Origin of the sequence: Rhodococcoides navarretei (assembly GCF_038069675.1) — a bacterium.
GTDB lineage: Bacteria > Actinomycetota > Actinomycetes > Mycobacteriales > Mycobacteriaceae > Rhodococcoides > Rhodococcoides navarretei.
In genome coordinates, this window is sequence record NZ_JBBPCN010000001.1 from 3,159,477 (window position 1) to 3,183,064 (window position 23,588).

Sequence of the window (23,588 nt, forward strand, 5' to 3'; positions counted from 1 at the left end):
GGCACGCGAACCCGACCCCGACCGCCCCCGAGTATCGGCAGACACAGTCGTGACGTACCCGTCGATAGTCTTACGCGGTGACCGACTACTCCGCTGATCTTTCTCTCGCCCTCCGACTCGCCGACGAGGCCGACGCCATCACTCGTCGACGGTTTCTCGCCATGGATCTCTCGGTGGACTCGAAGCCGGATCTCACACCGGTGAGCGACGCGGACCTGGCCGTCGAGACGATGATCCGCAGCGAGCTTGGTTCGGAGCGTTCCGGCGATGCCTTACTGGGTGAGGAATTCGGCGGCACGGCCACCTTCAGCGGCCGTCAGTGGGTTGTCGATCCCATCGACGGCACCAAGAACTTCGTGCGTGGCGTCCCGGTGTGGGCGACGTTGATCGCCCTGCTGGACGACGGCGTACCTCGGGTCGGAGTGGTCAGCGCGCCCGCCCTGAACCGACGGTGGTGGGCTGCGGTCGATCTGGGTGCCTGGGCGGCCTCGAACGGGGACACCCCACGCAGGATCGCGGTCTCGAAGGTCGACTCACTGGCGGCGTCGAGCCTGAGCTTCTCCAGCCTCGCCGGCTGGGCCGAACTGGGGATCCGCGACAGGTTCCTCGATCTGTCCGACGCCGTGTGGCGGGTACGCGGCTACGGCGATTTCTTCTCGTACTGCCTCGTGGCCGAAGGGGCCGTCGACATAGCGGCCGAACCCGAGGTCTCGCTGTGGGACCTGGCCGCGCTCGATGTCCTCGTCCGCGAGGCCGGTGGCGGTTTCAGCGCGCTCGACGGCACCGCGGGGCCGCACGGTGGCAGCGCCGTGGCCACCAACGGCTTACTGCACCACGAGGTCCTCGCGCACCTGTCCCCCAGCGCGAAGAATCTCGCCTAGAGCACTGCGGCAAGAATCAGAGCGATCAGCGGCGTGATGCCCTGTACGAAGGCAGGCCGGAAGTACTTCGCGCCGCCGGTGGCCAGAACCAGCGCTGCACCGACGATGCTGGCGCAGGCGAAGTAGACGACGGCGTCACCGGCGGACCCGCCCACGATGAGACCGGCCACGATGCCGATGGCGAGAAACAGGTTGTAGAAGCCTTGATTGAAGGCCATCGGCTTGGTGATGTCTGCATCGTTCTGGCTGGCGACGCCGAATTTCGCCCAGATGGCCGGCTTGGACCAGAAGACGCTTTCCATGAGGAAGATGACGACGTGGAGGGCCGCGGCGACGGCGGCGAATATCTGAGCTGTCGGATGCACGGAAACAGCCTGTCACACCGATACGACGCACGGTACGAACTGCGGTTCCGGTCTCGTACGACTGCGCTCCTTACTCGACAGTAGACAGCTAACTTACTCGGGAGTAAGATCTGTGAAGTCCGTGCCCGATGCCGAGGAACTGGTGATCATGAGCAAGCAAGACAGTGTGGTCGACGCGAAGGCCCCCAAGGCGCCTCGCGATACTTCTGCGGTTGGCCTCAACCCGTTCAAGAGAGATGCGATCGGAACCGCGATGCGCGTTCTGACCGCCATCACCGGATCGGAACTGGCCGAGAAGTACAACCTGCGCCAAACCATCGACCGGGTGACGTACGAGAGCACCAAGACCGGGTTCAAGACACTCGGTGCGGCCAATCGCACGTTCGCCAAGGTCACCGGAGGCGGCAAGCCCAAGCGTCTCGACGACGGTGCCGCCAAGAACCTGAGCTACTTCGACCTCACGCCCGACGACGAGCAGCGCATGATCGTCGAGACGGTGAAAGAGTTCGCCGAGGAGATCCTCCGCCCGGCTGCCTTCGACGCAGACCACAGTGCCTCGTCGCCCGAGGATCTGGTTCGCCGTTCCGCCGAGCTCGGCATCACGCTCATCAACGTTCCCGAGGAGCTCGACGGCGCAGCCACCGAGCGTGGGGCGGTCACCAACTCCCTCGTCGCAGAGGCACTCGCCCACGGCGACATGGGCCTGGCATTGCCCATCCTCGCGCCCAGCGGTGTGGCCGTGGCCCTCACCCAGTGGGGAACCGACGCGCAGCAGAAGACCTACCTCCCGGCGTTCGTCGGCGAGAAGGTGCCGAACGCCGCCGTCGTCGTCAACGAACCCCGCGCACTGTTCGATCCGTATGCGTTGCAGACCAAGGCCGTTCGCTCCCCCAGTGGCTACAAGCTCAACGGCGTCAAGAGTCTCGTGCCTGCTGCCGGCAGCTCCGAGCTGTTCGTCATCGCCGCGGAACTCGACGGCCGTCCGGCGTTCTTCATCGTCGAGTCCGACTCCAAGGGCCTCGTCGTCGAAGCCGACCCGAGCATGGGCTTGCGCGCAGCAGGCCTGGGTCGCCTGATCCTCACCGATGTCGCGGTTCCCGAGTCGGCTCTGCTCGGCGACGGAGACGCAGATCAGCGAGCAGCCGAATACAGCGCTGCCATCGGCCTGGCGCGACTCGGTTGGGCATCGCTGGCCGTCGGTACCGGTCAGGCCGTGCTCGACTACGTCATTCCGTACGTCAACGACCGCGTCGCCTTCGGTGAGCCGATCAGCAACCGTCAAGCCGTGGCCTTCATGGTCGCCAATATCGCCATCGAGCTCGACGGCATGCGGTTGGTCACGCTGCGCGGCGCTTCGCGGGCCGAACAAGGCCTGTCGTTCACTCGCGAATCGGCGCTCGCTCGTCGACTCGCCTCCGAGAAGGGCATGCAGATCGGTTCCGACGGCGTGCAATTGCTCGGCGGTCACGGCTTCACCAAGGAGCACCCGGTCGAGCGTTGGTACCGCGATCTGCGATCCGTCGGCGTCGCCGAAGGCATCGTTCTCATCTAGCTCGCCGCCCCGAATTCCATGGCACTCACCCAAGGACATACACGATGATCAATCTTGAACTTCCCAAGAAGCTTCGGGCGCAGGCGAATCAGGCTCACCAGGTCGCTGCCGAGATCTTCCGCCCCATTTCCCGTAAGTACGACCTCGCCGAACACGAGTACCCGGTGGAACTCGACACCATGGCGTCGATGGTCGAAGGCATGTCCGACGCCGGTGGCGAAATCGGCGGAGCCGCCGGTGGCCGCGAGAAGGACAGCGAGTCGGCCAAGCCCAGCAAGACCGCGAACGCCAACGGCGGCAACATGTCCGCTCTGGTGAACGTGATCGAGACCTGCTGGGGCGACGTAGGCCTCACGCTGTCGATCCCCTACCAGGGACTCGGCAACTCGGCCATCGCAGCGGTGTCCACCGACGAGCAGCTCGAGCGCTTCGGCAAGGTGTGGGCCTCGATGGCCATCACCGAACCCGGTTTCGGCTCGGACTCGGCAGCCGTCACCACCACCGCTGTCCTCGACGGCGACGAGTGGGTGCTCAACGGCGAGAAGATCTACGTCACCGCCGGCGAGCGTTCGACCCACATCGTGGTGTGGGCAACGGTCGACAAGTCTCTCGGCCGTGCGGCCATCAAGTCCTTCGTCGTCCCGCGTGACGCTCCGGGCCTGTCGGTTGCCCGCCTCGAGCACAAGCTGGGCATCAAGGCCTCCGACACCGCAGCACTGCTGCTGGAGGATTGCCGCATCCCGAAGGACAACCTGCTCGGTACTGCCGAGGTGAACGTCGAGAAGGGCTTCGCGGGCGTCATGCAGACGTTCGACAACACGCGCCCACTGGTGGCAGGCATGGCCATCGGTGTGGCACGGGCGGCTCTCGAGGAGCTGCGGTCCATCCTCGTGGACGCCGGAGTCGACATCTCGTACGAGACCCCCGCGTACAACCAGCACGCTGCGGCGGCGGAGTTCCTGCGCCTCGAAGCGGACTGGGAGGCAGCACATCTGCTCGCGCTCCGTGCGGCGTGGATGGCCGACAACAAGGAGCCGAACTCCCTGCAGGCCTCGATGTCGAAGGCCAAGGCGGGTCGCTCGGCGGTCGACATCACCCTCAAGGCAGTGGAGCTGGCCGGCACGTACGGCTACTCCGAGCGCCCACTGCTCGAGAAGTGGAGCCGCGACTCCAAGATTCTCGACATCTTCGAGGGGACGCAGCAGATTCAGCAGCTGATCGTTGCTCGTCGCGTCCTCGGAAAGTCGTCGGCAGAACTGAAGTGACACCCAGCTCGTCAGCGAGCCCGCGCACAACCGCGAAGCGGCATCGGACCTCGAGTCCGGTGCCGCTTTTCGTGCGTGAGAAGAAAATTTCGGCACCGGTGTCGATATCGTGGTCTGCCGAACGTCGTCATCGTGTACGGCGACTCGCGCCGCGACAACGAGGTACCGAACCCAGGAGCGCACCATGAAGTACATCCTCTTGATCAACGCCGACACCGGGCCCGGAGCAGCACCGGGCTGCAGCAGTGTCGAGGACTGGATGACCTACGAGAAGGAGATGAAGGAGGCAGGCGTCCACGTCTCCGGTCACGCGATGGCGGATCTGACGACTGCCACGGCCGTGCGCGTCGACGCCGCCACCGGAGCACGCACCGTCACGGACGGACCGTACGCCGAATCGCACGAGGTTCTCGGCGGCTACGACGTGATCGACGTTCCCGACCTGGACGCAGCACTCGAATGGGCGGCCCGATGCCCTGGTTCCAAGGACGGCGGCACGGTGATCGTGCGGCCCCTTGCCGAATTCTGACCAGCCGAATTCTGACCAGCCGAATTCTGACCGGCCGGATACTGCGGTGCTGAATTCCTCGGTGAACGATTCCGAGGTTCGTCGGGCGCTCGACTCGGTGTTTCGAGCCGAGCGCTCGATTCTGCTCGCTTCGTTGGTGCAGCGATATCGCGACCTCGACCTCGCCGAGGAAGTGGCCTCGGACGCCATCGAATCGGCTCTGAAACACTGGCCTGTCGATGGCGTCCCGGTCAGGCCCGGTGCCTGGTTGCTCACCACCGCCCGCCGGAAGGCGGTCGACCGACTGCGCCGCGACCAGAGCCTGGCCGCGAAAGTCGGAGTGCTGCAGGCGGATACGGATCGCAGCGAACCGAACCGCCCGAATCCGCTCGACGATGCCCTGCCCGACGACCGACTGCAGTTGTTCTTCGCCTGCGCGCATCCTGCCCTCGCCGCCGGTGACCGGCTTGCACTGACACTTCGCTGCCTGGCCGGCCTCACCACCGGCGAGGTGGCCCGGGCGCTGCTCATCCCTCCGGCCACGGCAGCGCAGCGAATAGTGCGAGCCAAGAACAAGATTCGGGCCGCACGAATACCGTTTCGCCTCCCGAGCCCGGACGAGCTGGCAGACCGAGTGCCGATGGTGCTCGAGGTCGTCTATTCGATCTTCACCGAAGGCTATTCGGCGACGTCGGGTGAGAGCATCGGGCGAATCGATCTCACCGCGGAAGCACTCGGGATGGGCCGACTTCTTCGTACTGCCCTACCGACCGAACCCGAAGTGGCGGGCTTGCTGGCGTTGATGCTGCTCGTCGAGGCCAGACGCGACGCTCGAACCGGACCGGACGGCGACATCGTTCTGTTGGCCGACCAGGACCGGCGACTGTGGAACACCGCGTTCATCGCCGACGGCACGACACTCGTCGTCGAGGCCCTGGGCGGCGGCCGGACCGGTCCGTACGCAGTCCAGGCTGCCATCGCTGCGCTGCACGACGAATCACCCGACTCGGACAGCACGGACTGGCCCCAGATCGTTGCCCTGTACGACGTGCTCATGACACTCACGCCGAGCGCGATAGTCGCGCTGAACCGGGCGGTAGCCGTTGCGATGCGCGACGGCCCCGGACCAGGCCTTCGGGAGCTGGACCGGCTTGCCGACGAGGCGTCGTTGCGCCGATATCATCCGTATCCCATGGCGAGAGCCGATCTGCTACAACAACTCGACAGATTCGAGGAGGCAGCAGTCGACTATCGACGAGCGTTGGATGTCGCCCGAACCGCACCGGAGAAGCGCCTGCTCCGACGCCGGCTCGAGGAGGTGAACACCCGTCTCGCTCAGGCCGACAGAATTACGTCCACCTGACCTGCCGTCAACGAGCGGTCTGCGTACACCAGGCGAACTGCGTCGGCGTCGGGATTGCCGACGTCGGGGCCACGGGTGATCAACTCCAGGCCCGCGCGCTCGGCCACCCGGGCCGACGCGACGTTGTGTTCGAGGAGGTATGCCACGATCGGCAGTTCGGGCTCGGTTCGGTGCGCGCACTCGACTGCGATCTCACACATCTCCGCGGCGTATCCGTACCCCTGTGCGTCGGGATGGAGGCGATAGCCGAGATTCCAGAAGGCGTTCTGCCGCTTCGAACACCCGCCGTACCCAGTGATCGTGCGGCTGCCGCGCTCACGAATGATCCACGTGGCCAGTCCATCCCGCCGCCACTGCTCCGTCCAGCCCTGCAACATTCGTTCGGTCGCGCTGGGGTCGGTGTGTCGCAGGCTCGGAAAGTGGGTCCACGACAGCGGATCGCTGCAGATCGCGTACAGCGCATCGAGATCGGTCGCGACCGGCTCGTCGAGATCGAGACGCGAGGTTCGTGTTTGCACACCGTGGATCCTAGGGGGAAGAAGTCTGGTAGACCGGTGGTACACGATCGAGCGAAGGGTGTGACCGACATGGCCGAGTGGGTCAAGAAGATCGAAGAGAACGCGAAGGGCTTCATCGCGGAGGCAGAGCAGGAGTTGACGGCACTAGAGGGTGTGGACACAGTCGATCTCACCGCAGACGACTCCGAGAGCGCCGACGATTCCGAAGCGGTCACCAGTGACGATGCGCGCGAGCAGGTCTCGGACTGAGCCCTCGATGTCCAGTCGGCGCACCTGGCACACGACGACACACGACTGGTCTGTCGACGTCGATCGAGACCATCTCGCACACATCCGAGCTCGACCCGACGACTACGCGCCCGGCGGCGTCCTGCACCTGATTCTCGAGGTTCTCGCGTACGCGGCAGACGAGGCCGAGTATCAGGGCGACGGTCATGCGAGCGTCACGCTCGGCTCGGACGGGGTGATCGAGGTGTCCGATACCGGTCGCGGCACCGACACCAGACTCGATGACGGCGTCGCGGTTCGCAAGCCTGTCGTCTGCACGAAAGATGTGCGCTTCTTCGACGAACAACAGCCCATTCTGCTCGACGACGGCCATGCTCGGCGTGGGATGTCCGTGGTCGCGGCACTGTCCGAGACGCTCGAACACACCAATCGCCGGATCGACGGTGCCTGGACCGCACGATACGAGCACGGAATTCCCGTCACCGAGCTGATGCCGACCGCACCGACCGAGCGCACCGGTACCACCATTCGGTTCCTGCCCGACGCCTCCCTGATACCTACGCCCCCACCGACCCCCGACGATGTGCGTGCGACTATCGCCCCGCACGAATTTCTCACGGTGTCGGTGACGTAGCCGGGATCAGACGAACACGGACCAGCAAATACTGTTCCTTCTCTTCTGGTCTTCCAGCACGAGCTCCCGCACGCTGTCCGGAAGCCGGTCACGCTGCCACTCGAGTTCTTCTCTGCCCGCTCTCGGCTCCGAGCCGTGACGCGCCGCCGCCCGAACTGCCTTGATGGCGTACGCGGCCGCTCCGAGATCGTGTTCGGGTACATGAGCGACACAGGCGGCCTGACCGGCGGCATACGCGGCGAAACGCGCCGCACCGTGCAGTGGCCGTGCCGCTCCCATCGAATGGCCCCCGAGGGCGCGAGTGGCCATCATCGCGAGTTCGCCGCGCACCCACGCGCGGGTGGCCTCGATTGCTCGGCGGGGCCGCGGATCGGAGGGCTCGACCGTCTCGAACAGAGCGAGAACGTGTTCCGCACACTCGGCCGCCCAGAGCGCGAGGCTTCGATGATCGTCGTCGGTCAGCAGTCCACCGCGATGCACGGTGATGAGGCGAGGGTCTCTGACGGCAGGGAGAATCATTCGAACCGACCCTCGCGGTGATACCGCGCACGACATTCGTCCGAGTGGCCGACCACGACTCCCATCAGAGCACAAAAAAGACCCAGGACATGTCCTGGGTCTTTTTTGGTTGGTAGCGGGGACAGGATTTGAACCTGCGACCTCTGGGTTATGAGCCCAGCGAGCTACCGAGCTGCTCCACCCCGCGTTGCATCTACGAAGTTACCCTCGTGTGTACGGCGAATGCAAATCACGTGACCACAGGGTTCCCGATCACGTCGACCGAGCGGGCATGCGCCCGAGCAGACCGACTTATCACGTTCCGGACCGCTGGAAATAGTGCTCCACATCTCTTTTCCTGCGTGTTTCGAGTCACATAACGTTCGGGTCACGAAGCAGACTCGATAGCGCCACAAGGTGGGCTGAGCTGCGACGACACCCCCCTTCTTCCCACCATGTGGACATGGACCGTCTCATTCCGGCTCAGTGACGGTGGTCGAATCCTCGACTACGTTCACGGACGGCCCTACACCGCTGGGCCTGCACCACCCCGCCGCTTCCTTCGCTCTGCCCCGCGGGTGTGGTCCCCAATACGTACGGGGGCAGAGCCGCGACGATACGAAGCGCCTGGTCACCAACGCCACATATCCCGGCGAGGTGATTGCAGGCCAGTCGCGCCAGTCGAGCGCGGAAAGGATTCACCCCGCATGACCACTCAGAACAATGTCGGCAAGCAGACTCGGGTCCGGCGCGCACTCGGAATTGCCACCATCGCAGGTGCCGCCGTAGCAATCCCCCTCGGCGTCTCTGCCGGAACCGCCAACGCAGCCCCGAACAACTGGGACGCGGTCGCACAGTGCGAGAGCGGCGGCAACTGGAGCATCAACACCGGAAACGGCTACTACGGTGGCCTGCAGTTCTCGCAGAGCACCTGGACGGCCAACGGTGGAACCGGGTCACCGGCCAACGCGTCCAAGGCCGAGCAGATCCGCGTCGCGGAGAACACCCTGCAGAGCCAGGGACCGGGCGCATGGCCCACGTGCGGAAAGCAGCTGAGCACCGGCGCCTCCACTCCCGCGCCCGAGTCGGCTCCCGCACCGGCACCGCAGCCGGCTCCCGCCCCGGCTCCCGCACCGGCACCGGCCGTGGCTCCCGAAATCGCAGCGGCCACGCAGGCTGCACAGGGCGCGTTCGACGCAGCGTCCACGCTTGCCGACCAGTACGGCCTGAGCACGCAGTTCCAGCACTTCGTTGCTGCCAACGCCCCGGTGCTCGCACCCATCGGACGCTGATCGACCGGCAGTTCGCCGAACTGCCACTCACCTTGCCGCTGTAGCGCGCAAGTCAGGTGACGAACAACGAAAGAGCCGCCTCACCATACGGTGAGGCGGCTCTTTCGCTCATATCAGCGGGCCGTGGCCCTACCGATCAATTACCTGCCCCGTTGTACGTGTCGACAGCGACCTGCAGGTTCTCCAGCGCAGTGCCGAGCTCCGCGAGATTTCCGCTCTGCTGTGCAGTGCGCACTGCGTCGAGCGCGGAATTCAATCCGGCGACCGCCGCGTCCCGTGTTGCCGAGCCGCCGGTGGACGGAGCCGGATCCGGGGAATCCGGAGTCGTGGCCTCGGTCCCCGAGGTACCTCCCGATTCGGCCGGTTGCGGGTCCTCGGGAGCACCACCGGGAGCAGTGGCCGCCGCGCCGGTGCCCGCTCCGAACACCTGATCGAGCGCCTCGGACAGCCTGGGCGCGTACCCGACCCTGACCCCACCTTCCGCTCCCGGCTCACGGTAGCTCACCAGGACCTTTGTCAACTGCGGGAATGTCGAGGTCGAAGCATTCTTCCGAGAGGTGTACAGCGGTTCCACGTACAGGATTCCGCCGTCGGCAATCGGGAGCGTCAGCAAGTTGCCGTACTGCAGTTCGTTGGACTGTTCGAGCAGCGTTCTGTCCGATGCCACCCGTGCGTCGGAGGTCATCGAGTTCTGTGCCTGCTGCGGACCCTGGGTCTGCGTCTGAGTCGGCAATTGCAGAACAGTGAACTTGCCGTAGTCCTCTGGATCGGACCGCACGGAGATGTACGCAGCCAGCAGTTCTCGGTTGAACCCGACCATGGCGCTGGTCAGCCGGAACGACGGCTCTCCGGTGTCAGGATCGCCGACCAGGACGTAGTACGGCGGCTGATTCAGATCACTGCCGGCACCGCTGTTGCTGGTCGGGTCACTGGGCACGGACCAGAACGCGTTGTTGGTGAAGAACTCGTTGGGGTTGTCCACGTGGTACTTCGCCAACATTTCTCGCTGAACCTTGAACAGGTCCTCCGGGTAACGGAAATGCGAACGGAGCTCGTCCGAGATCTCGGACTCGGGTTGGACCGAATTCGGGAACACACCCATCCATGCCTTCAACACGGGATCGGTGTCATCGACCTGGTACAGCGTCACTGTGCCGTCGTATGCGTCGACCGTCGCCTTGACGGAATTTCGGATGTACGACACCTCGTCACGTGGGAGTGGTCGACCTGTCGTCGACTCGACACTGTCCACGGTCAGACCGTCCAGCGATGCCCGCTGAGCGTAGGGGTAATCCTTCAGCGTCGTGTAGCCGTCGACGATCCAGACGATCTTGCCGTCCACGACCGCCGGGTACGAATCGGTATCGGTGGTCAACCACGGCGCAACCTTCTGCACACGATCACGAGGATCGCGATCGAAGAGGATCTTCGAGTCGTCGCCGATGGCTCCGGAGAAGAGAATGTTTCGCTCTGCGTATTTCGCAGCGAACGCCAGGCGGTTGAACCAATTGCCCACCGAGACGCCACCCGAACCGGTGTATGTGTAATTGGATTCGTCGGTGTCGTACTCGCGGTCCCCGGTACCGGCGGCGCCCACGATCGCGTAGTCCGGATCCGCTGCGGCGATGACTTCGCCGTAGTAGATACGGGGCTGGTCGACCGGGATGACCTGCTGAGAATCCTGCGACGCGATGTCGCTGACCGTGTAGATCGGGTAGCCGCTGTTGCTGTTGGCACCCTCGGCGGTCGGATCCTGAACAGCTGCATTGACCCTGTTGGCCGGAGCTGCAACGAAGCCGTTTCCGTGCGTGTAGACGGTGTGCCGGTTGATCCAGTCCGTCTGGTTGCCGGTCAAGGACTGCGGTGAGAGCTCGCGGGCCGCGACGATGTAGTCCTGCAACTGCCCGTCGATTTCGTACCGGTCGATGTCGAGTGTGTCTGGGAAACCGAAGAAGTTCTTCAGCTGCTGTTGCTGGGTGAAAGTGCGGGACAACACATTCGGGTCGAGCAGACGAGTGTTGGCGATGGTGGTCCTGTCCGCCTCGCTCTCGCGCGGATTCTGCGAACTCTCCCCCGAATAGTCCTGGTACTCGACCACGTCGTCGCCGATCCCGTACGCATCCCGCGTCGCCGTGATGTTCCGCTGGATGTAGGTGCTCTCTTTCTCGGCCGCGTTCGGGCGCACCGAGAACTGTTCCATCACCAGCGGCCAGACAGCACCGATCAGGATGGACGAGAGCACCAGCAATGCCGTGGCCAAGGCCGGAATTCGGAGATCACGCAGGAAGATCGCCGCAAAGAAGGCGACCGCGCAGATCACGGCAATAGCGAGCAGGATGAGTTTGGCCGGCAACACCGCGTTGATATCGGTGAAGCTGGCACCGCTGAACGTGGGTTCCTTGCGACTGCTCGACAGCAGCGTGTACCTGTCCAGCCAGTACGCGATCGCCTTGAGCAGAACGAAGCTGCCGGCGATGACTGCCAGTTGAATGCGCGCGGCGCGAGTGAGAGCACCCTCGCGTCCGGCCAGGCGAATACCGCCGAACACGTACTGCGTCACCAGGTTCGCGAGGAAGGCCAATACGACCGCCACGAACAGCCAGTTGAGGATGAACCGGTAGAACGGAAGGTCGAACGAGTAGAACCCGACGTCGAGGCCGAACTGCGGATCGGTGGTCCCGAAGTCCCCGCCGTTCAGGAACAGCTGCACCGTCACCCAGTTGGCCTGAGCGATCATGCCGGACAGGAATCCGAAGACCACCGGAATGCCGATGCCGAACAAGCGCAATCGGCTCATCACCGTCGTGCGATACCGCGCGATCGGATCGTTGGGGCCGGCCACCGGAACGAATACGGGACGATTGCGGTACGCCAACAGCAATGCGGCGAACAGGATGAGTCCCACGATCAGAGCGACAACGAGGAAGATCACCAACCGTGTCAGCAGAGTAGTGGTGTACACGCCGCGGAAGTCGACCTCACCGAACCACAGCCAGTTCGTGTAGACGTCGATCAGACGGGGACCGATGAGGAGCAGACCTGCTGCTACCAAGGCCAATACGAGCAAGATCCGGCTTCGCCGCGACAAGGACGGCATACCGGTGGGGGGCCTCATGCCCACGTGCCACACTCCAACTTCGGGCGACGCCGACCGGCGCCGCAGATGACTTCTTCGGCGCACTCGTCGTGCGCCGCATGTCCGTTTCGCCCTACTGTACGTACGTTGATCCTACGGCCGCGACGCCTGTACTGCGGCCACTGCTGGGCCCAGGTCAGGAGCGTCGGCGCCCGTGGAACCATCCGGATGCGAGGATAGTGCGGTGAGCAACGAGAGCAACGGACTGCCCGGCGAAGACCATTTCGGTGACGATTTCGACCCCGAGTCCGGTGGGCAGGACGTGGCCGAGGCCTTGGGTCGGTGCGCGCGCGAGGTAGCCGACTTCGTCGACGCAGGAGGATGGCACCAGGCCCCGCAGATGTTCGCACTGGTGCCCACCGCGGCGCTCGCCGCGGCCGAGCCCGGTCTGCTCGACGATCTTGCCGACGGCGCTGCGCTGACTCCGATTCAGCAGCATTCGCTTCCCGAGGACATCACCGGCGGCTCCCCCGCCCTGGACGAGTTCCTGGCCACCTCGACGTGGCCCGACGGTGTCGTCGGATGCGCCCTCGTGCAGGAGATCGTGGTACTCCCTCCGGCCGCCGAATCGAGCCTCGACGAGGCATTGATGCCGCTGCTCGCCGATCCCGATGCGGCCGACGAGGCCGCACGCTCGGCTGCCGAGAACCATCCAGAGAAGAAGGATGCTCGGTTGATAGTCGCGGTACTCAAGGACGGTCCGTCGTTGACGCTGTTGCAGTTGCACCCGGACGAGGACGCCGATCCTTTCGCGCCCATCGATCTTCGCATCGCGCCGGACCTGGCCCCCAACGTGGTACACGGCCTGTACGCGACCTTCGACGTCGTCGACGACGACTGACGACGGCCTGGATCAACTGCAGGACGGCACGTCGCCGCCCGAGCCCAGCGCCTGCAGCGACTCGACAGCACCGTCCAACGAGTCGACACGCACCAGCCTGAGGCCGTCCGGAACGTTCTGTTGCGCCTCACCGCAGTTCGCGTCCGGCACCAGGAACGTCGTGGCTCCCGCCTCGCGGGCAGCGATCAGCTTGTACGGAATGCCGCCGATGGGGCCGACGGTTCCCTCGGCGTCGATGGTTCCCGTACCCGCGACGAAGTCGCCGTTGCTCAACTCACCGGGACTGAGCTTGTCCACCACGGCAAGGCTGAACATCAGCCCGGCCGACGGTCCGCCCACGTCGGCGAGATTGAACGTCACGTCGAACGGCACATCGGGTTTCTCCTCGGGCGTGACGCCGAGATAGCCCTTGGAGTCGTCGTCGGGGCGGGCACCGAGCACCACCGAACCCGTCCTTGGCGTGCCGTCTCGCACGTAATCGATGTCGACGGAATCGCCCGGTGCCCGAGAGCTGACGGCCTCACGGACTGCAGACGCAGTGTCGACGGGTGTGCCGGCGACCGAGACGAGCGTGTCCCCGACGTTCAGCACGCCTGCAGCAGGGCCGTCCTCGGCGACGGTCGCCACCGCGAGCGATACCGGCAGATCCAGGTGATGCAGAGCGGCGAGCTCCGCACTGGACTCCGATGCCTCGAAATCCGCCTGATTGCCCTCTTGCACTTCTTCCCTCGTCTTGTCCGGCGGATATACCTCTTCGCGCGGAACGAGGCCCTGCCGACCGCTGGCCCAGAAGGCGAGCGCCTCGAACAGGTTGAGCTGATCACGCACGGCCACGGTCGTCATGTTCAGGTGGCCCGCGGTCGGATCGACCTCGGTTCCGTCGATCTGCACCACAGGTACCCCGTCGACGTCACCGAGAGTGTTGTAGGTAGGCCCGGGGCCGAGGGCAGCGAACGGAACTGTGATGACCGAGCCGGTGACGCCCAGCACCACCACCGGGACGAGCGCAGCGACAAGAGTGGCGATCCTTCGGTTCACCCGGTAGACACTAGATCCGAATCCGGTCGACTGTGCAGACCGCCCCTGTCGAGCGCGTCCGCGCCGGGGTCTCGCGGCCCGGAGTGTTCGCCGTCAGCGTGACGATCCACCACTCTCCGCGTTCATCGGGCTTGTACCGTTGAGGCATGAGCAATTTTGGTTTCGGTGCCTCCGACGACGACCCGGACAAGAAGAAGGATCCGGACGGTTCGGGCAACCCTGCCGGTTTCGGCTTCGGTGCCGAGGGCTTCGACCCCGCGCAGCTGGGCCAGATGCTCACTCAGTTCGGTCAGATGCTCAGTGGCATGGGCGCTTCCGGCGGGACAGGTTCCGGACCGGTGAACTACGACCTGGCCAAGCAGCTGGCTCGTCAGCAGATGGGCGATTTCAGCCCGGTGTCCGCAGGTGAGCGTGAGGCAATCACCGACGCCGCACACCTGGCCGAGCTGTGGTTGGACGGGGCGACGACGCTACCGGCCGGTGCCACGAAGACCGTTGCGTGGACGCCGGTCGATTGGCTCGACAACACGATCGACACCTGGAAGAGACTCTGCGACCCCGTCGCCGAGCAGATTTCGGGCATGTGGACATCGGGCCTTCCCGCCGAGGCTCAGCAGATGGCCGGTCCGATGATGGGCATGTTGACGCAGATGGGCGGGATGGCCTTCGGTTCTCAGCTCGGCCAAGCGCTCGGTCAGCTCTCCAAGGAGGTGCTCACCTCCACCGACATCGGCCTACCGCTCGGACCGTCGGGCACGGCGGCGTTGCTGCCGTCGGCCATCTCGTCGTTCAGTGAGGGACTCGAGCAGCCCGAACGCGAGGTTCTGGTGTTTCTCGCAGCGAGGGAGGCCGCGCATCAACGGCTCTACGGCCACATTCCGTGGTTGCGGCAACGGGTTCTTGCCACTGTCGAGGAGTACGCACGCGGAATCAAAATGGATTTCTCGGCGATCGAGGAGGCAGCGGCAGGCCTCGACCCGTCCGCGCTGACCGATCCGTCGAAGATCGAAGCGATCCTGCAGCAGGGTGCCTTCGAGCCGCAGACGACGCCGGAGCAGAAGCATGCTCTGGAACGGTTGGAGACGCTCCTGGCCCTGGTCGAGGGTTGGGTCGAGACCGTGGTCGCAGCTGCTCTGGGCGATCGCCTGCCCGGTGCTGTCGCACTCGGCGAAACCATTCGCCGACGCCGGGCGTCCGGTGGCCCGGCGGAGCAGACCTTCGCCACGTTGGTCGGCCTCGAGCTGCGCCCCCGGAAGGTCCGCGAGGCTGCGGACCTGTGGCGTCAGCTTCTGGCCGCAGCCGACATCGACGGACGCGACGGAGTGTGGGCCCACCCCGATCTGCTGCCCGACTCGTCGGATCTGGACAACCCCGCGGCGTTCATCGACCGTGTCGTCGGCGGCGGAACGTCGAGCTTCGACGACCCGATCGCCCAGCTCGAAGCCATGGAGGCCAAAGAGCGCGCCGAGGCCGCCGACAAGGCCGCAGGCACCGACGACAAGGCCGCCGACGACAAGGGCACCGACGACGGTCCCGAGAAGGGTTCATCCACAGCCTGAACCGGTCGGTCTTGCACCACTTCGATCGAACTCGTCGAACGCCTGCTCGGAGGCCCTTCCACCCTGTGGATAACCTGCCCTGAGCGGGCGTTCTTCGCTGTCGTCGCTGTCAGAGTGTGTCTCATGATCACAACGACCGTTCGACTCGATCCTGCAGTGGCGATTCTGCCGCGTCGAGACGGCACCGTGCAGTTGGGCTGGAATCCCGAGAGCAGCGTCGTCGTCACTCCCCCTCCCGGTGCAGAGCCTGGTTCGATACTCGAAATACTTCGACTGCTGGCCGCCGGGCATTCCAGGCCGCACATCGTCTGCCACGCAATGACATTGGGGCTGTCCGCCAATCGAACATCGGCCATGCTCGGCGAACTGGAGGATTCCGGTCTGCTGATGCACGGCACGAGCGAACCGGTGCCACCCGACGCCTCGCGACGGACCTCGCCCACCGGACCGGGGTCGGTGAGAACGATCCACCTCGTGGGGCGGGGTCCCATCTCCGACGCATTGGCGTCGGGTCTGAGTCGAACCAGCGTGGCGGTCAGCCGGACGAGTCTGACGCCGACTCGCTACCCACACTCGGTCGTGAAGGCGTGGAACTACGACGTCGTCGTGCTTGCCGACGATCTGGTCGCAGAGCCCCGACTGGTGACGGATCTGGTGCGGCTGCGTATCCCCCATCTGCAGGTGCGGCTACGAGACGGGAAGGGCATCGTCGGCCCGTTCGTGTTGCCCGGTCGAACGAGTTGCCTACGGTGCGCAGATCTGACGCGGTGCGATCTCGAACCCGAGTGGCCGCATCTGTCCGCGCAGTTGCTCGGTACCGTCGGTCAGGCCAGCAGTGCGACGGTGCTGGCCACGGCGGCGTTCGCATTCGCTCAGCTGGAGAATCTCATCGGCAGTTCCGACCCCGCGCTACCGGAAACCGCCGACTGCACCATGGAACTGGAGTTCGGCGCCGCTGGGACAACCGTCCACAAACGACTGTGGTCCAAGCACCCGCACTGCGATTGCTGGCACTGAACAAGGCACTGGAAGCGAGCTCACCTCGTTCGATGGGGGTCGAGAGGGGACGGTCCGAGCAATTGTCGGCAGGTTCAGCCATGATGGAGCTGTGTCTGACATACCGCGCCGTGGATCGACTCGTACCGCAAAACTGGCCAGCATTCCCCTCGGGATGGCCGGTCGTGCTGCCATGGGGTTCGGCAAGAAGCTCGCCGGCGGCAATCGTGACGAGATCGATGCGGACATGGCCGCAAAGGCAGCCGAACAGCTCTTCTCCGTCCTCGGGGAGCTCAAGGGCGGTGCCATGAAGCTCGGCCAGATGCTCTCGGTGATGGAAGCGGCTGTTCCGGAAGAGTATTCGGAGCCGTACCGCGAGGCACTGACCAAACTGCAGGCGCAAGGCCCGCCCATGCCCGCAAAGACCGTGCATCGGGTGTTGGACCAGCAACTCGGAACGGCGTGGCGGTCACGTTTCCTCGATTTCGACGACACTGCGATCGCCTCGGCCAGCATCGGACAGGTGCACCGCGCAACCTGGGCCGACGGACGCGATGTCGCGGTCAAGATCCAGTACCCCGGTGCAGATGACGCATTGCGCTCCGACCTCAAAACACTCTCTCGGTTCGCGAACCTGTTCAGCACGGTGCTCGCGGGCACGGACGTCAAGCCGGTGCTCGAAGAATTGACCGCTCGCACTGAGGACGAGCTGGACTACCGTATCGAGGCCGCGAATCAACGTGCCTTCAGCAAGGAATTCGCAGGCGATTCACAGTTCGCGATTCCCAAGATCGTCGCCAGTGCTCCCAAAGTCGTTGTCAGCGAATGGATGACGGGTAGGCCGCTGGCCGATGTGATCGCGAACGGGACGGCCGAGGAACGTAACCAGGCGGGCGAACTGCTCGCGTTGTTCGCTTTCGTGTCTCCGGCGCGGGCGAAGTTGCTGCACGCCGATCCGCACCCGGGCAATTTCATGATGCTCGACGACGGTCGGATGGGCGTCATCGACTTCGGGGCCTGCGCTCCGATGCCCGACGGTCTCCCGCCCGTCCTGGGTCGGATGGTCTCGCTCGCACGCGACGAGAAGTACGAGGAACTGGTCGAGTTGTTCACCGAGAGCGGCTTCGTCGTTCCTGGACGTACGGTCACGGAGAAGGAGATCGCAGACTACCTGCGCCCGTTCACCGATCCGATTCACACCGAATCGTTCCACTTCACCCGCGCCTGGCTGCAGAAAGCCGCGGGCACCGCTGCAGATTTCAACAGTGCGCAGTTCCGCACCGTTCGTGCACTGAACATGCCTGCCGAATACGTGATGATCTTTCGCGTGCTGGGCGGATTGGTCGGAATCTGTGCCCAACTCGACGCCTACGCGCCGTACATGGCGATCCTGACCGAGTGGATGCCCGGCTTCACCGACTGATTCGTTCGGCGAAACCGGGCACCGGTCTCGGACGTCATGCTGCGTTCTTGCGCGGCCGTCCACGAGGACGCTTGCGGGCGATGACGACACCCTGCTCGAGGATCTCGCCTCCCCACACGCCCCACGGCTCGGCGCGGTCGAGGGCCGCACTCAGGCAGGTGCGCCGGATGGGGCACTCGGCGCACAGCGCCTTGGCCTGCTCCAGTTCGGCGGGGGTATCGGCGAACCACATGTCGGGGTTCGCCGCTCGGCAGGGCACGGACAGTGCCAGCTCGACCGATTCGGTCGAATACTCTGCAGCGCAGGCACTCTCGGACTCCGGTCGGCATGTCGTCCGGATCGTGGCGGTTGACACGTCGGTCTCCTCTACTTTTCGTGTGGCGTCGTTATCGGTTCGAGGGGTGATGCGAACCTGTCGGCCTCACGCTCGGATAGAGGAACTACCTGAACGAGAAAGGCCACGGTCCGCGAGTGCGGGTCCGTGGCCTGATGGGGCTTGTCGAAGCGTCTACCGACAGTGAAGTCGGTGTCTGCTGTCGAGCACGGACGCACGTGGTGCGCGGTGACGGCGAGCTGCCTGAGCAACGGCTTTCGCTCCTGGCGCCAGGGCGACCTGGGCGGAATTCGACCCCGAGACCGCGTATGCGGACTCCTGGATGGGGCCGAAAGCAGCGGAACGAATCCACGTCTGCGCAACAGAGCCTGTAGCGGCGGCAGGAGTGCCGAGGGGGGCCACTCCGAAAGGTGCCGTGCCGAGGACAGGGCTGAACGCGACGGTTGCGTTGGCAACGGCGGCGTGCAATGTGTTGATCATTTTCTTCAGCTCCTGTTCTGGTCTCGACGGCGGATTGGACAGTGCGCGGTCTCCCGCGGCACGTGAAACAGACTAAGCCCCCCGCCGAGATCTGCACAAGTTATTTTTGACCTGGGGATTCCCACCTTGTGTGGGCCGGCCCGTCACCTGTCCGAGGCCCGCACCACGGTGAGCACTTCGTCGCCGAACCGCTCCAGCTTCTTGGCTCCGATTCCCGGAATCGCCACCAGCCCACGCTCGTCCTGCGGTTGCTGTTCCGCTATGGCGGTCAGCGTGTTGTCGCTGAACACCACGTACGCGGGCACCTTCAGTTCGCGGGACTTGTCCAATCGCCACGACTTCAGTGCATCGAGCAGCGCGATGTCGACGTTCGACGGACAACTGTCACACCGACCCAGCATGGTCGCGGACGTGCCGATCAGGGGCTTGCCGCACAACCGACACTTGGGACCGGACTTCTTGGCCGCGGGCGCGGCAATACGCGAGGCGGGTGAATCCTCGGGGATCAGACCGTTGAGAAACCTCGACCGGCGCCGCGATTTGCGTCCGCCCTCGTTGCGGGCGAGCGCCCAGGACAGATGCAGGTGGACGCGAGCGCGCGTGACGCCGACGTAGAGCAACCTGCGTTCCTCCTCGACGGCCGCCTCGTTGTTGGCACTGGGATCGTTGCCGATCGCGTGCGAGATCGGCAGAGTGCCGTCGGCGAGACCGACGATGAACACCGCGTCCCACTCGAGTCCCTTCGCCGCGTGCAGCGACGCGAGAGTGACGCCTTGAACTGTCGGTGGATGCCGTGCCTCGGCCCGTGCGGCGAGCTCACCCAACAACTTCTCGAGGGTGAGGTCGGCATCGTGCACCAGAAGCTCTTCGGTGAGCTGCACCAGACCGCCGAGCGATGCCCACTTCTCGCGGGCCTGTGCGCCGGTCGGCTCGGTTGCTGTCAGGCCGAGCGGGGCCAGAACTGCACGCACCAGCGCCGGTAATCCCTCGCCCGCCTGCGCGCCGTCGGGCAGATCGTCGCGACCGCCTGCCTGCCGCAACGCGTTGACGCCCTGCCGCACCTCGGGTCTGGTGAAGAAGCCCTCACCCCCGCGCACCTGATACGGGATCTTCATTTCCGTCAACGCCTGCTCGTGCGCCTCGGACTGCGCGTTGATGCGGTACAGAATCGCGATCTCGGCCGGCTCGACGCCCTTCGAGATCAGCCTTTTGATCGCCCGCGCCACACCGTCGGCCTCCGCCGGCTCGTCGTCGTACTCGAAGAACTCGGGCTCGGGTCCAGGCTCGCGCTGGCCGATCAATTGCAGTCGGGTACCGGCAATGCGACCACGAGCGGCTCCGATGACGCGGTTCGCCAGCGACACCACTTCGGGAGTCGACCGGTAGTCGCGTTCGAGCCGAACCACGGTCGCCTCGGGGTACTTTCGGGAGAAGTCGAGCAGATACCGCGGGGACGCGCCGGTGAACGAGTAGATGGTCTGGTTCGCGTCGCCGACCACGGTGAGATCGTCGCGCTCACCCACCCAGGCGTCGAGCACTCGTTGCTGCAACGGCGTCACGTCCTGGTACTCGTCCACGACGAAGCAGCGATAGCGCTCGCGGAACTCGTCGGCCACCGACGAGTGCTCTTCGAGTGCTGCCGCCGTGTGCAGGAGAAGGTCGTCGAAATCGAGCAACATCCCGTCTCCACCACGGGACTTGAGCTCCTCGTATCCCGCGTACACGGCGGCGACCTTGGTCGCATCCATCGGAACGTCGCGGCGGTTGCTCGCCGCAACACGCGGATAGTCCTCGGGGGCGATCAACGATCCCTTGGCCCATTCGATCTCTCCGGCGAGATCTCGGATGGCGTCCGTCGACGTCGACACGCCGGCGCGGTTCGCCGCCTGCGAGACGACGGTGAACTTGCGATCGAGAAGCTGCCATCCCGTGTCACCGACCACCTGCGGCCAGAAGTACTTGAGCTGACGCATGGCCGCGGCGTGGAACGTACGCGCCTGCACCGGAGGTCCGTCTCCCCCGACGCCGAGCTCGCGCAGGCGTCCGCGCATCTCACCGGCCGCGCGCGCCGTGAACGTCACCGCCAGCACCTGCCCCGACGACACGTGACCGGCAGAGACGAGGTGGGCGATGCGGCGGGTGATCGTGCGCGTCTTTCCCGTGCCCGCACCGGCCAGAACGCAGACCGGGCCGCGGGGTGCAAGTACCGCCGCGGATTGCTCCGGATCGAGCCCGGCGGTCATCGCGTCGTCAGCCATGGGGTCCATTGTGTCAGTGCGTACCGACAGTTCCACCCGGGCCCGAACGCATCGGCGAACGACCGATGCCGGTAGCGGCCGGAACAATCGCGTCGGCGCTCCTGTTGACTGTTGTCGTGACCACTTCCGAGAACACCCAGCAGAGTCCAGCCGCGTTGACCGTCTACTCCACCACGTGGTGCGGTTACTGCCGCCGGCTCAAGACCCAGCTCGACCAGGCCGGCATCGAGTACGCCGAGATCGACATCGAGCAGAACCCGGAGTCGGCCGACTTCGTCGGCAGCGTCAACAACGGCAACCATGTGGTGCCGACCGTGCTCTTCGCCGACGGCTCGACTGCGACGAACCCCACTCTGGCCGAAGTCAAGAGCGCGCTGTCGATCTGACCGACCGTCAGGCCGTCGCCGCCCACGCCTCCAGCATGCCGCGGGCGATGGAGATCGAGCCCGGTAGCAGCAGCCGAGAGGTCGAATCCGATCCCCAGTCGCCCAGCTCGAGTGCCGCGAGGACCTCTGCTCGATCGAACCAGTGGGCCTCGGCGATCTCGCCGTCCTGAAAGTGCAGCGGTTGATCCGGGTCGGCAACGGCGGAGAACCCGATCATCACCGATCGTGGAAACGGCCACGGCTGACTGCCCAGATATTCGATACCGGAGACGTCGAGGCCCACTTCTTCTCTGATCTCGCGTGTGACACAGGTTTCCAATGATTCGCCGGCCTCGACGAAGCCCGCCAGCACCGAGAAGCGACGCTCGGGCCACGCGGGCGCTCGGGCCAGCAGTACTCGGTCGCCGCCGTCGTGAACCAGACAGATCACTGCCGGATCGGTACGCGGAAATTCTTCGTGGCCGGTGGACGTGCTGGTCCGCGACCACCCTGCGCTCGACGGAGCGGACGGCGCACCGTCCAGCGAACTGAACTGCGCGCTCGCATGCCAGTTGAGGATCGCCAGCGCGCCGGTCACCATCGACAACGCGGTGCTGTCGAGGCGATCACCATCGGTACGCAGATCCCCCAGCGTGCCCTGCACCACCTCCACCCGCCTGGCCCACAGGTGTCGGTCCCCGTGGATTCCGAGAAAGACCGCGTCGGGCGTGGGCTCCGCTGCGACGTCCGCGGCAGGGACGAGAACCAGGCCCTTCTCGTCCACCGAGAACCTGCCTCTGCCGTCGACGCTCAGGATGCGAGCAGTCGGCCAACCCGCTGCCAACGCTGCGGTGTCTCGGCGCAGTTCTTCTGCCCTGTTCAGTGGCGATCGGGACAGTCGAGGTGGGTGAGCGAGTTGGAATTTCGGCACGCGTACGACCCTACTTGCCCGCGGTCAGTCACCCACGCGACGGATGTACAGCAGACGATCGGATGCCTCGACAGCATCGACTTCCGGAGTGCCGACCCGGAACAGTTTTCCGCCTCGCACCACTCCGAGGACGATGTCGGTGAGGTGCCGTGGCGATCCGCCCACCTCGTCGCGCTCGACTTCGCGCTCGGCAATGGCGAAGCCCGCCTCCGGGGTCAACAGATCCTCGATCATCTCCACCACGGACGGAGTCGACGTGGCGATCCCGAGCAGACGTCCCGCGGTCTCGGAGGAGACGACGACCGAATCGGCACCGGACTGACGCAGCAGGTGCGTGTTCTCTGCTTCCCTGATGGCCGCGACGATCTTCGCTTTCGGAGCGATCTCACGGGCGGTCAAGGTCACCAGCACGGCGGTGTCGTCTCGGTTGGTCGCCACGATGATGGCCGACGCGTGCTGAGCACCGGTGAGTCTGAGCACATCCGACTTGGTCGCCGAACCGTGGACGGTGACCAGGCCCATGGCGGAGGCAGTATCGAGCACCATCTGGTCGGTGTCGACCACCACGATGTCGGACGCCGACACGCCGTCTCCGAGCATCGCGTCCACTGCGGTACGGCCTTTGGTGCCGAAACCGATGACCACGGTGTGATTGCGCACGCTGCGTCTCCATCGCTGAATTTTGAATGCTTGCCGGGACCGCTCGGTGAGAACCGACAGCGTCGTACCGACCAGCAGGATGAGGAAAAGGACCCGAAGGGGTGTGATGACCAGAATGTTCACCAGTCGCGCCGACGCACTCACCGGTGCGATGTCACCGTATCCCGTCGTCGAAAGCGACACCGTCGCGTAGTAGAACGAGTCGAGGAAGGACAGTTCGCCGTCCTGAGTGTCGCTGTATCCATCGCGATCGATGTACACCACGAATGCCGCGAGCAGCAGTATCCCCAGCGCCATCAGCACCCGCTTGTAGATGGCGCGCCAGGGACTCGATTCCAGTTCCGGTACCCGGAGCACTCCGACGAGGGCGAAGTCGGGCTTGTCGGTCAGCGCGCCACTGTCACCGAGGCTCGCACGCAAGCTACCGGCCACGTCGCCCGCCGAGGTACTCACCGATGTCGAG

General features: G+C 65.1%; 22 protein-coding genes and 1 tRNA gene. 13 read left to right on the forward strand and 10 right to left on the reverse strand.

Going from position 1 to position 23,588, the window contains the following annotated elements:
* The first annotated feature begins 77 nt into the window (after positions 1-77).
* Complete coding sequence (locus AABD04_RS14865) at positions 78-881, forward strand: inositol monophosphatase family protein (RefSeq protein WP_243608069.1); 804 nt, start codon at positions 78-80, stop codon at positions 879-881.
* On the opposite strand, the gene AABD04_RS14870 is transcribed toward AABD04_RS14865, so the two are convergent.
* Positions 878-1,246: a DUF1304 domain-containing protein gene (locus tag AABD04_RS14870; protein WP_335740832.1), complete on the reverse strand. Its 369-nt coding sequence runs from the start codon at positions 1,244-1,246 to the stop codon at positions 878-880. The two genes, AABD04_RS14865 and AABD04_RS14870, sit on opposite strands and share 4 nt — an antisense overlap.
* A gap of 142 nt (positions 1,247-1,388) precedes the next feature.
* Here AABD04_RS14870 and AABD04_RS14875 point away from each other — a divergent pair, with 142 nt between their 5' ends.
* The 4 genes from AABD04_RS14875 to AABD04_RS14890 all read left to right on the forward strand — a co-directional run bounded on the left by AABD04_RS14875 (position 1,389) and on the right by AABD04_RS14890 (position 5,934).
* Entirely contained in the window at positions 1,389-2,798 is a 1,410-nt protein-coding gene (locus tag AABD04_RS14875) for an acyl-CoA dehydrogenase family protein (RefSeq protein ID WP_341443066.1), read from the forward strand.
* A 44-nt stretch (positions 2,799-2,842) separates the two neighbouring features.
* On the forward strand, positions 2,843-4,063 hold the full coding sequence (locus tag AABD04_RS14880; protein WP_068045941.1) for an acyl-CoA dehydrogenase family protein: 1,221 nt from the start codon (positions 2,843-2,845) through the stop codon (positions 4,061-4,063).
* A 184-nt stretch (positions 4,064-4,247) separates the two neighbouring features.
* Positions 4,248-4,592 (forward strand): YciI family protein, encoded by a 345-nt coding sequence (locus AABD04_RS14885; protein ID WP_243593489.1) that lies wholly within the window; start codon positions 4,248-4,250, stop codon positions 4,590-4,592.
* Positions 4,593-4,653: 61 nt separating this feature from the next.
* On the forward strand, positions 4,654-5,934 hold the full coding sequence (locus AABD04_RS14890; protein ID WP_341441626.1) for an RNA polymerase sigma factor: 1,281 nt from the start codon (positions 4,654-4,656) through the stop codon (positions 5,932-5,934).
* On the opposite strand, the gene AABD04_RS14895 is transcribed toward AABD04_RS14890, so the two are convergent.
* Positions 5,907-6,452 carry a GNAT family N-acetyltransferase gene (locus AABD04_RS14895; protein WP_341441627.1) on the reverse strand — a complete coding sequence of 182 codons (546 nt, stop codon included), beginning with the start codon at positions 6,450-6,452 and terminating at the stop codon, positions 5,907-5,909. The genes AABD04_RS14890 and AABD04_RS14895 overlap by 28 nt on opposite strands.
* Positions 6,453-6,521: 69 nt before the next feature.
* Here AABD04_RS14895 and AABD04_RS14900 point away from each other — a divergent pair, with 69 nt between their 5' ends.
* Together AABD04_RS14900 and AABD04_RS14905 are read left to right on the forward strand one after the other, a co-directional pair.
* Positions 6,522-6,701, forward strand: a complete 180-nt coding sequence (locus AABD04_RS14900) for a hypothetical protein (protein WP_341441628.1) — start codon at positions 6,522-6,524, stop codon at positions 6,699-6,701.
* A 7-nt stretch (positions 6,702-6,708) separates the two neighbouring features.
* Complete coding sequence (locus tag AABD04_RS14905) at positions 6,709-7,314, forward strand: DNA topoisomerase IV subunit B family protein (RefSeq protein WP_341441629.1); 606 nt, start codon at positions 6,709-6,711, stop codon at positions 7,312-7,314.
* 6 nt (positions 7,315-7,320) lie between these two features.
* Here AABD04_RS14905 and AABD04_RS14910 read toward each other — a convergent pair whose 3' ends face one another.
* The gene (locus tag AABD04_RS14910; protein WP_341441630.1) at positions 7,321-7,833 is read right to left on the reverse strand and encodes a putative immunity protein; all 513 of its coding nucleotides are present in this window, start codon (positions 7,831-7,833) and stop codon (positions 7,321-7,323) included.
* A gap of 110 nt (positions 7,834-7,943) precedes the next feature.
* Positions 7,944-8,020, reverse strand: a tRNA-Met gene (locus tag AABD04_RS14915).
* Between the two features lie 499 nt (positions 8,021-8,519).
* Here AABD04_RS14915 and AABD04_RS14920 point away from each other — a divergent pair.
* Entirely contained in the window at positions 8,520-9,104 is a 585-nt protein-coding gene (locus AABD04_RS14920; RefSeq protein ID WP_341441631.1) for a transglycosylase family protein, read from the forward strand.
* Between the two features lie 136 nt (positions 9,105-9,240).
* Here the strand turns inward: AABD04_RS14920 and AABD04_RS14925 are convergent, their stop codons facing one another.
* A complete protein-coding gene (locus tag AABD04_RS14925; protein WP_341441632.1) occupies positions 9,241-12,225 on the reverse strand; it encodes a UPF0182 family protein in 2,985 nt (994 codons plus the stop codon).
* A gap of 277 nt (positions 12,226-12,502) precedes the next feature.
* On the opposite strand from AABD04_RS14925, the gene AABD04_RS14930 reads away from it, so the two are divergent.
* The gene (locus tag AABD04_RS14930) at positions 12,503-13,081 is read left to right on the forward strand and encodes a PPA1309 family protein (RefSeq protein WP_341443067.1); all 579 of its coding nucleotides are present in this window, start codon (positions 12,503-12,505) and stop codon (positions 13,079-13,081) included.
* Between the two features lie 12 nt (positions 13,082-13,093).
* On the opposite strand, the gene AABD04_RS14935 is transcribed toward AABD04_RS14930, so the two are convergent.
* Complete coding sequence (locus AABD04_RS14935) at positions 13,094-14,119, reverse strand: YlbL family protein (protein ID WP_341441633.1); 1,026 nt, start codon at positions 14,117-14,119, stop codon at positions 13,094-13,096.
* Positions 14,120-14,265: 146 nt separating this feature from the next.
* Here AABD04_RS14935 and AABD04_RS14940 point away from each other — a divergent pair, with 146 nt between their 5' ends.
* The 3 genes from AABD04_RS14940 to AABD04_RS14950 all read left to right on the forward strand — a co-directional run bounded on the left by AABD04_RS14940 (position 14,266) and on the right by AABD04_RS14950 (position 18,097).
* The gene (locus AABD04_RS14940) at positions 14,266-15,678 is read left to right on the forward strand and encodes a zinc-dependent metalloprotease (RefSeq protein ID WP_341441634.1); all 1,413 of its coding nucleotides are present in this window, start codon (positions 14,266-14,268) and stop codon (positions 15,676-15,678) included.
* A gap of 123 nt (positions 15,679-15,801) precedes the next feature.
* Entirely contained in the window at positions 15,802-16,695 is an 894-nt protein-coding gene (locus AABD04_RS14945) for a hypothetical protein (protein ID WP_335740839.1), read from the forward strand.
* A gap of 91 nt (positions 16,696-16,786) precedes the next feature.
* The gene (locus AABD04_RS14950) at positions 16,787-18,097 is read left to right on the forward strand and encodes an ABC1 kinase family protein (RefSeq protein ID WP_341441635.1); all 1,311 of its coding nucleotides are present in this window, start codon (positions 16,787-16,789) and stop codon (positions 18,095-18,097) included.
* Positions 18,098-18,131: 34 nt separating this feature from the next.
* Here the strand turns inward: AABD04_RS14950 and AABD04_RS14955 are convergent, their stop codons facing one another.
* Both AABD04_RS14955 and AABD04_RS14960 read right to left on the reverse strand, forming a co-directional pair.
* Positions 18,132-18,452: a WhiB family transcriptional regulator gene (locus AABD04_RS14955; protein WP_341441636.1), complete on the reverse strand. Its 321-nt coding sequence runs from the start codon at positions 18,450-18,452 to the stop codon at positions 18,132-18,134.
* A 602-nt stretch (positions 18,453-19,054) separates the two neighbouring features.
* A complete protein-coding gene (locus tag AABD04_RS14960; RefSeq protein WP_374230221.1) occupies positions 19,055-21,169 on the reverse strand; it encodes an ATP-dependent DNA helicase UvrD2 in 2,115 nt (704 codons plus the stop codon).
* Between the two features lie 116 nt (positions 21,170-21,285).
* On the opposite strand from AABD04_RS14960, the gene AABD04_RS14965 reads away from it, so the two are divergent.
* Positions 21,286-21,555 (forward strand): mycoredoxin, encoded by a 270-nt coding sequence (locus AABD04_RS14965; protein ID WP_243593502.1) that lies wholly within the window; start codon positions 21,286-21,288, stop codon positions 21,553-21,555.
* 7 nt (positions 21,556-21,562) lie between these two features.
* Here the strand turns inward: AABD04_RS14965 and nudC are convergent, their stop codons facing one another.
* A complete protein-coding gene (gene nudC / locus AABD04_RS14970; protein ID WP_341441637.1) occupies positions 21,563-22,465 on the reverse strand; it encodes an NAD(+) diphosphatase in 903 nt (300 codons plus the stop codon).
* A gap of 24 nt (positions 22,466-22,489) precedes the next feature.
* Positions 22,490-23,557, reverse strand: a complete 1,068-nt coding sequence (locus tag AABD04_RS14975) for a potassium channel family protein (protein ID WP_341443068.1) — start codon at positions 23,555-23,557, stop codon at positions 22,490-22,492.
* Positions 23,558-23,588: the final 31 nt, after the last annotated feature.

Coding starts and splice junctions, on each gene's coding strand:
- AABD04_RS14960 (WP_374230221.1), bottom strand. CDS start 21,169: ATGGCTGACGACGCGATGACCGCCGGGCTCGATCCGGAGCAATCCGCG.
- AABD04_RS14910 (WP_341441630.1), bottom strand. CDS start 7,833: ATGATTCTCCCTGCCGTCAGAGACCCTCGCCTCATCACCGTGCATCGC.
- AABD04_RS14885 (WP_243593489.1), top strand. CDS start 4,248: ATGAAGTACATCCTCTTGATCAACGCCGACACCGGGCCCGGAGCAGCA.
- AABD04_RS14940 (WP_341441634.1), top strand. CDS start 14,266: ATGAGCAATTTTGGTTTCGGTGCCTCCGACGACGACCCGGACAAGAAG.
- AABD04_RS14900 (WP_341441628.1), top strand. CDS start 6,522: ATGGCCGAGTGGGTCAAGAAGATCGAAGAGAACGCGAAGGGCTTCATC.
- AABD04_RS14880 (WP_068045941.1), top strand. CDS start 2,843: ATGATCAATCTTGAACTTCCCAAGAAGCTTCGGGCGCAGGCGAATCAG.
- AABD04_RS14920 (WP_341441631.1), top strand. CDS start 8,520: ATGACCACTCAGAACAATGTCGGCAAGCAGACTCGGGTCCGGCGCGCA.
- AABD04_RS14945 (WP_335740839.1), top strand. CDS start 15,802: ATGATCACAACGACCGTTCGACTCGATCCTGCAGTGGCGATTCTGCCG.
- AABD04_RS14905 (WP_341441629.1), top strand. CDS start 6,709: ATGTCCAGTCGGCGCACCTGGCACACGACGACACACGACTGGTCTGTC.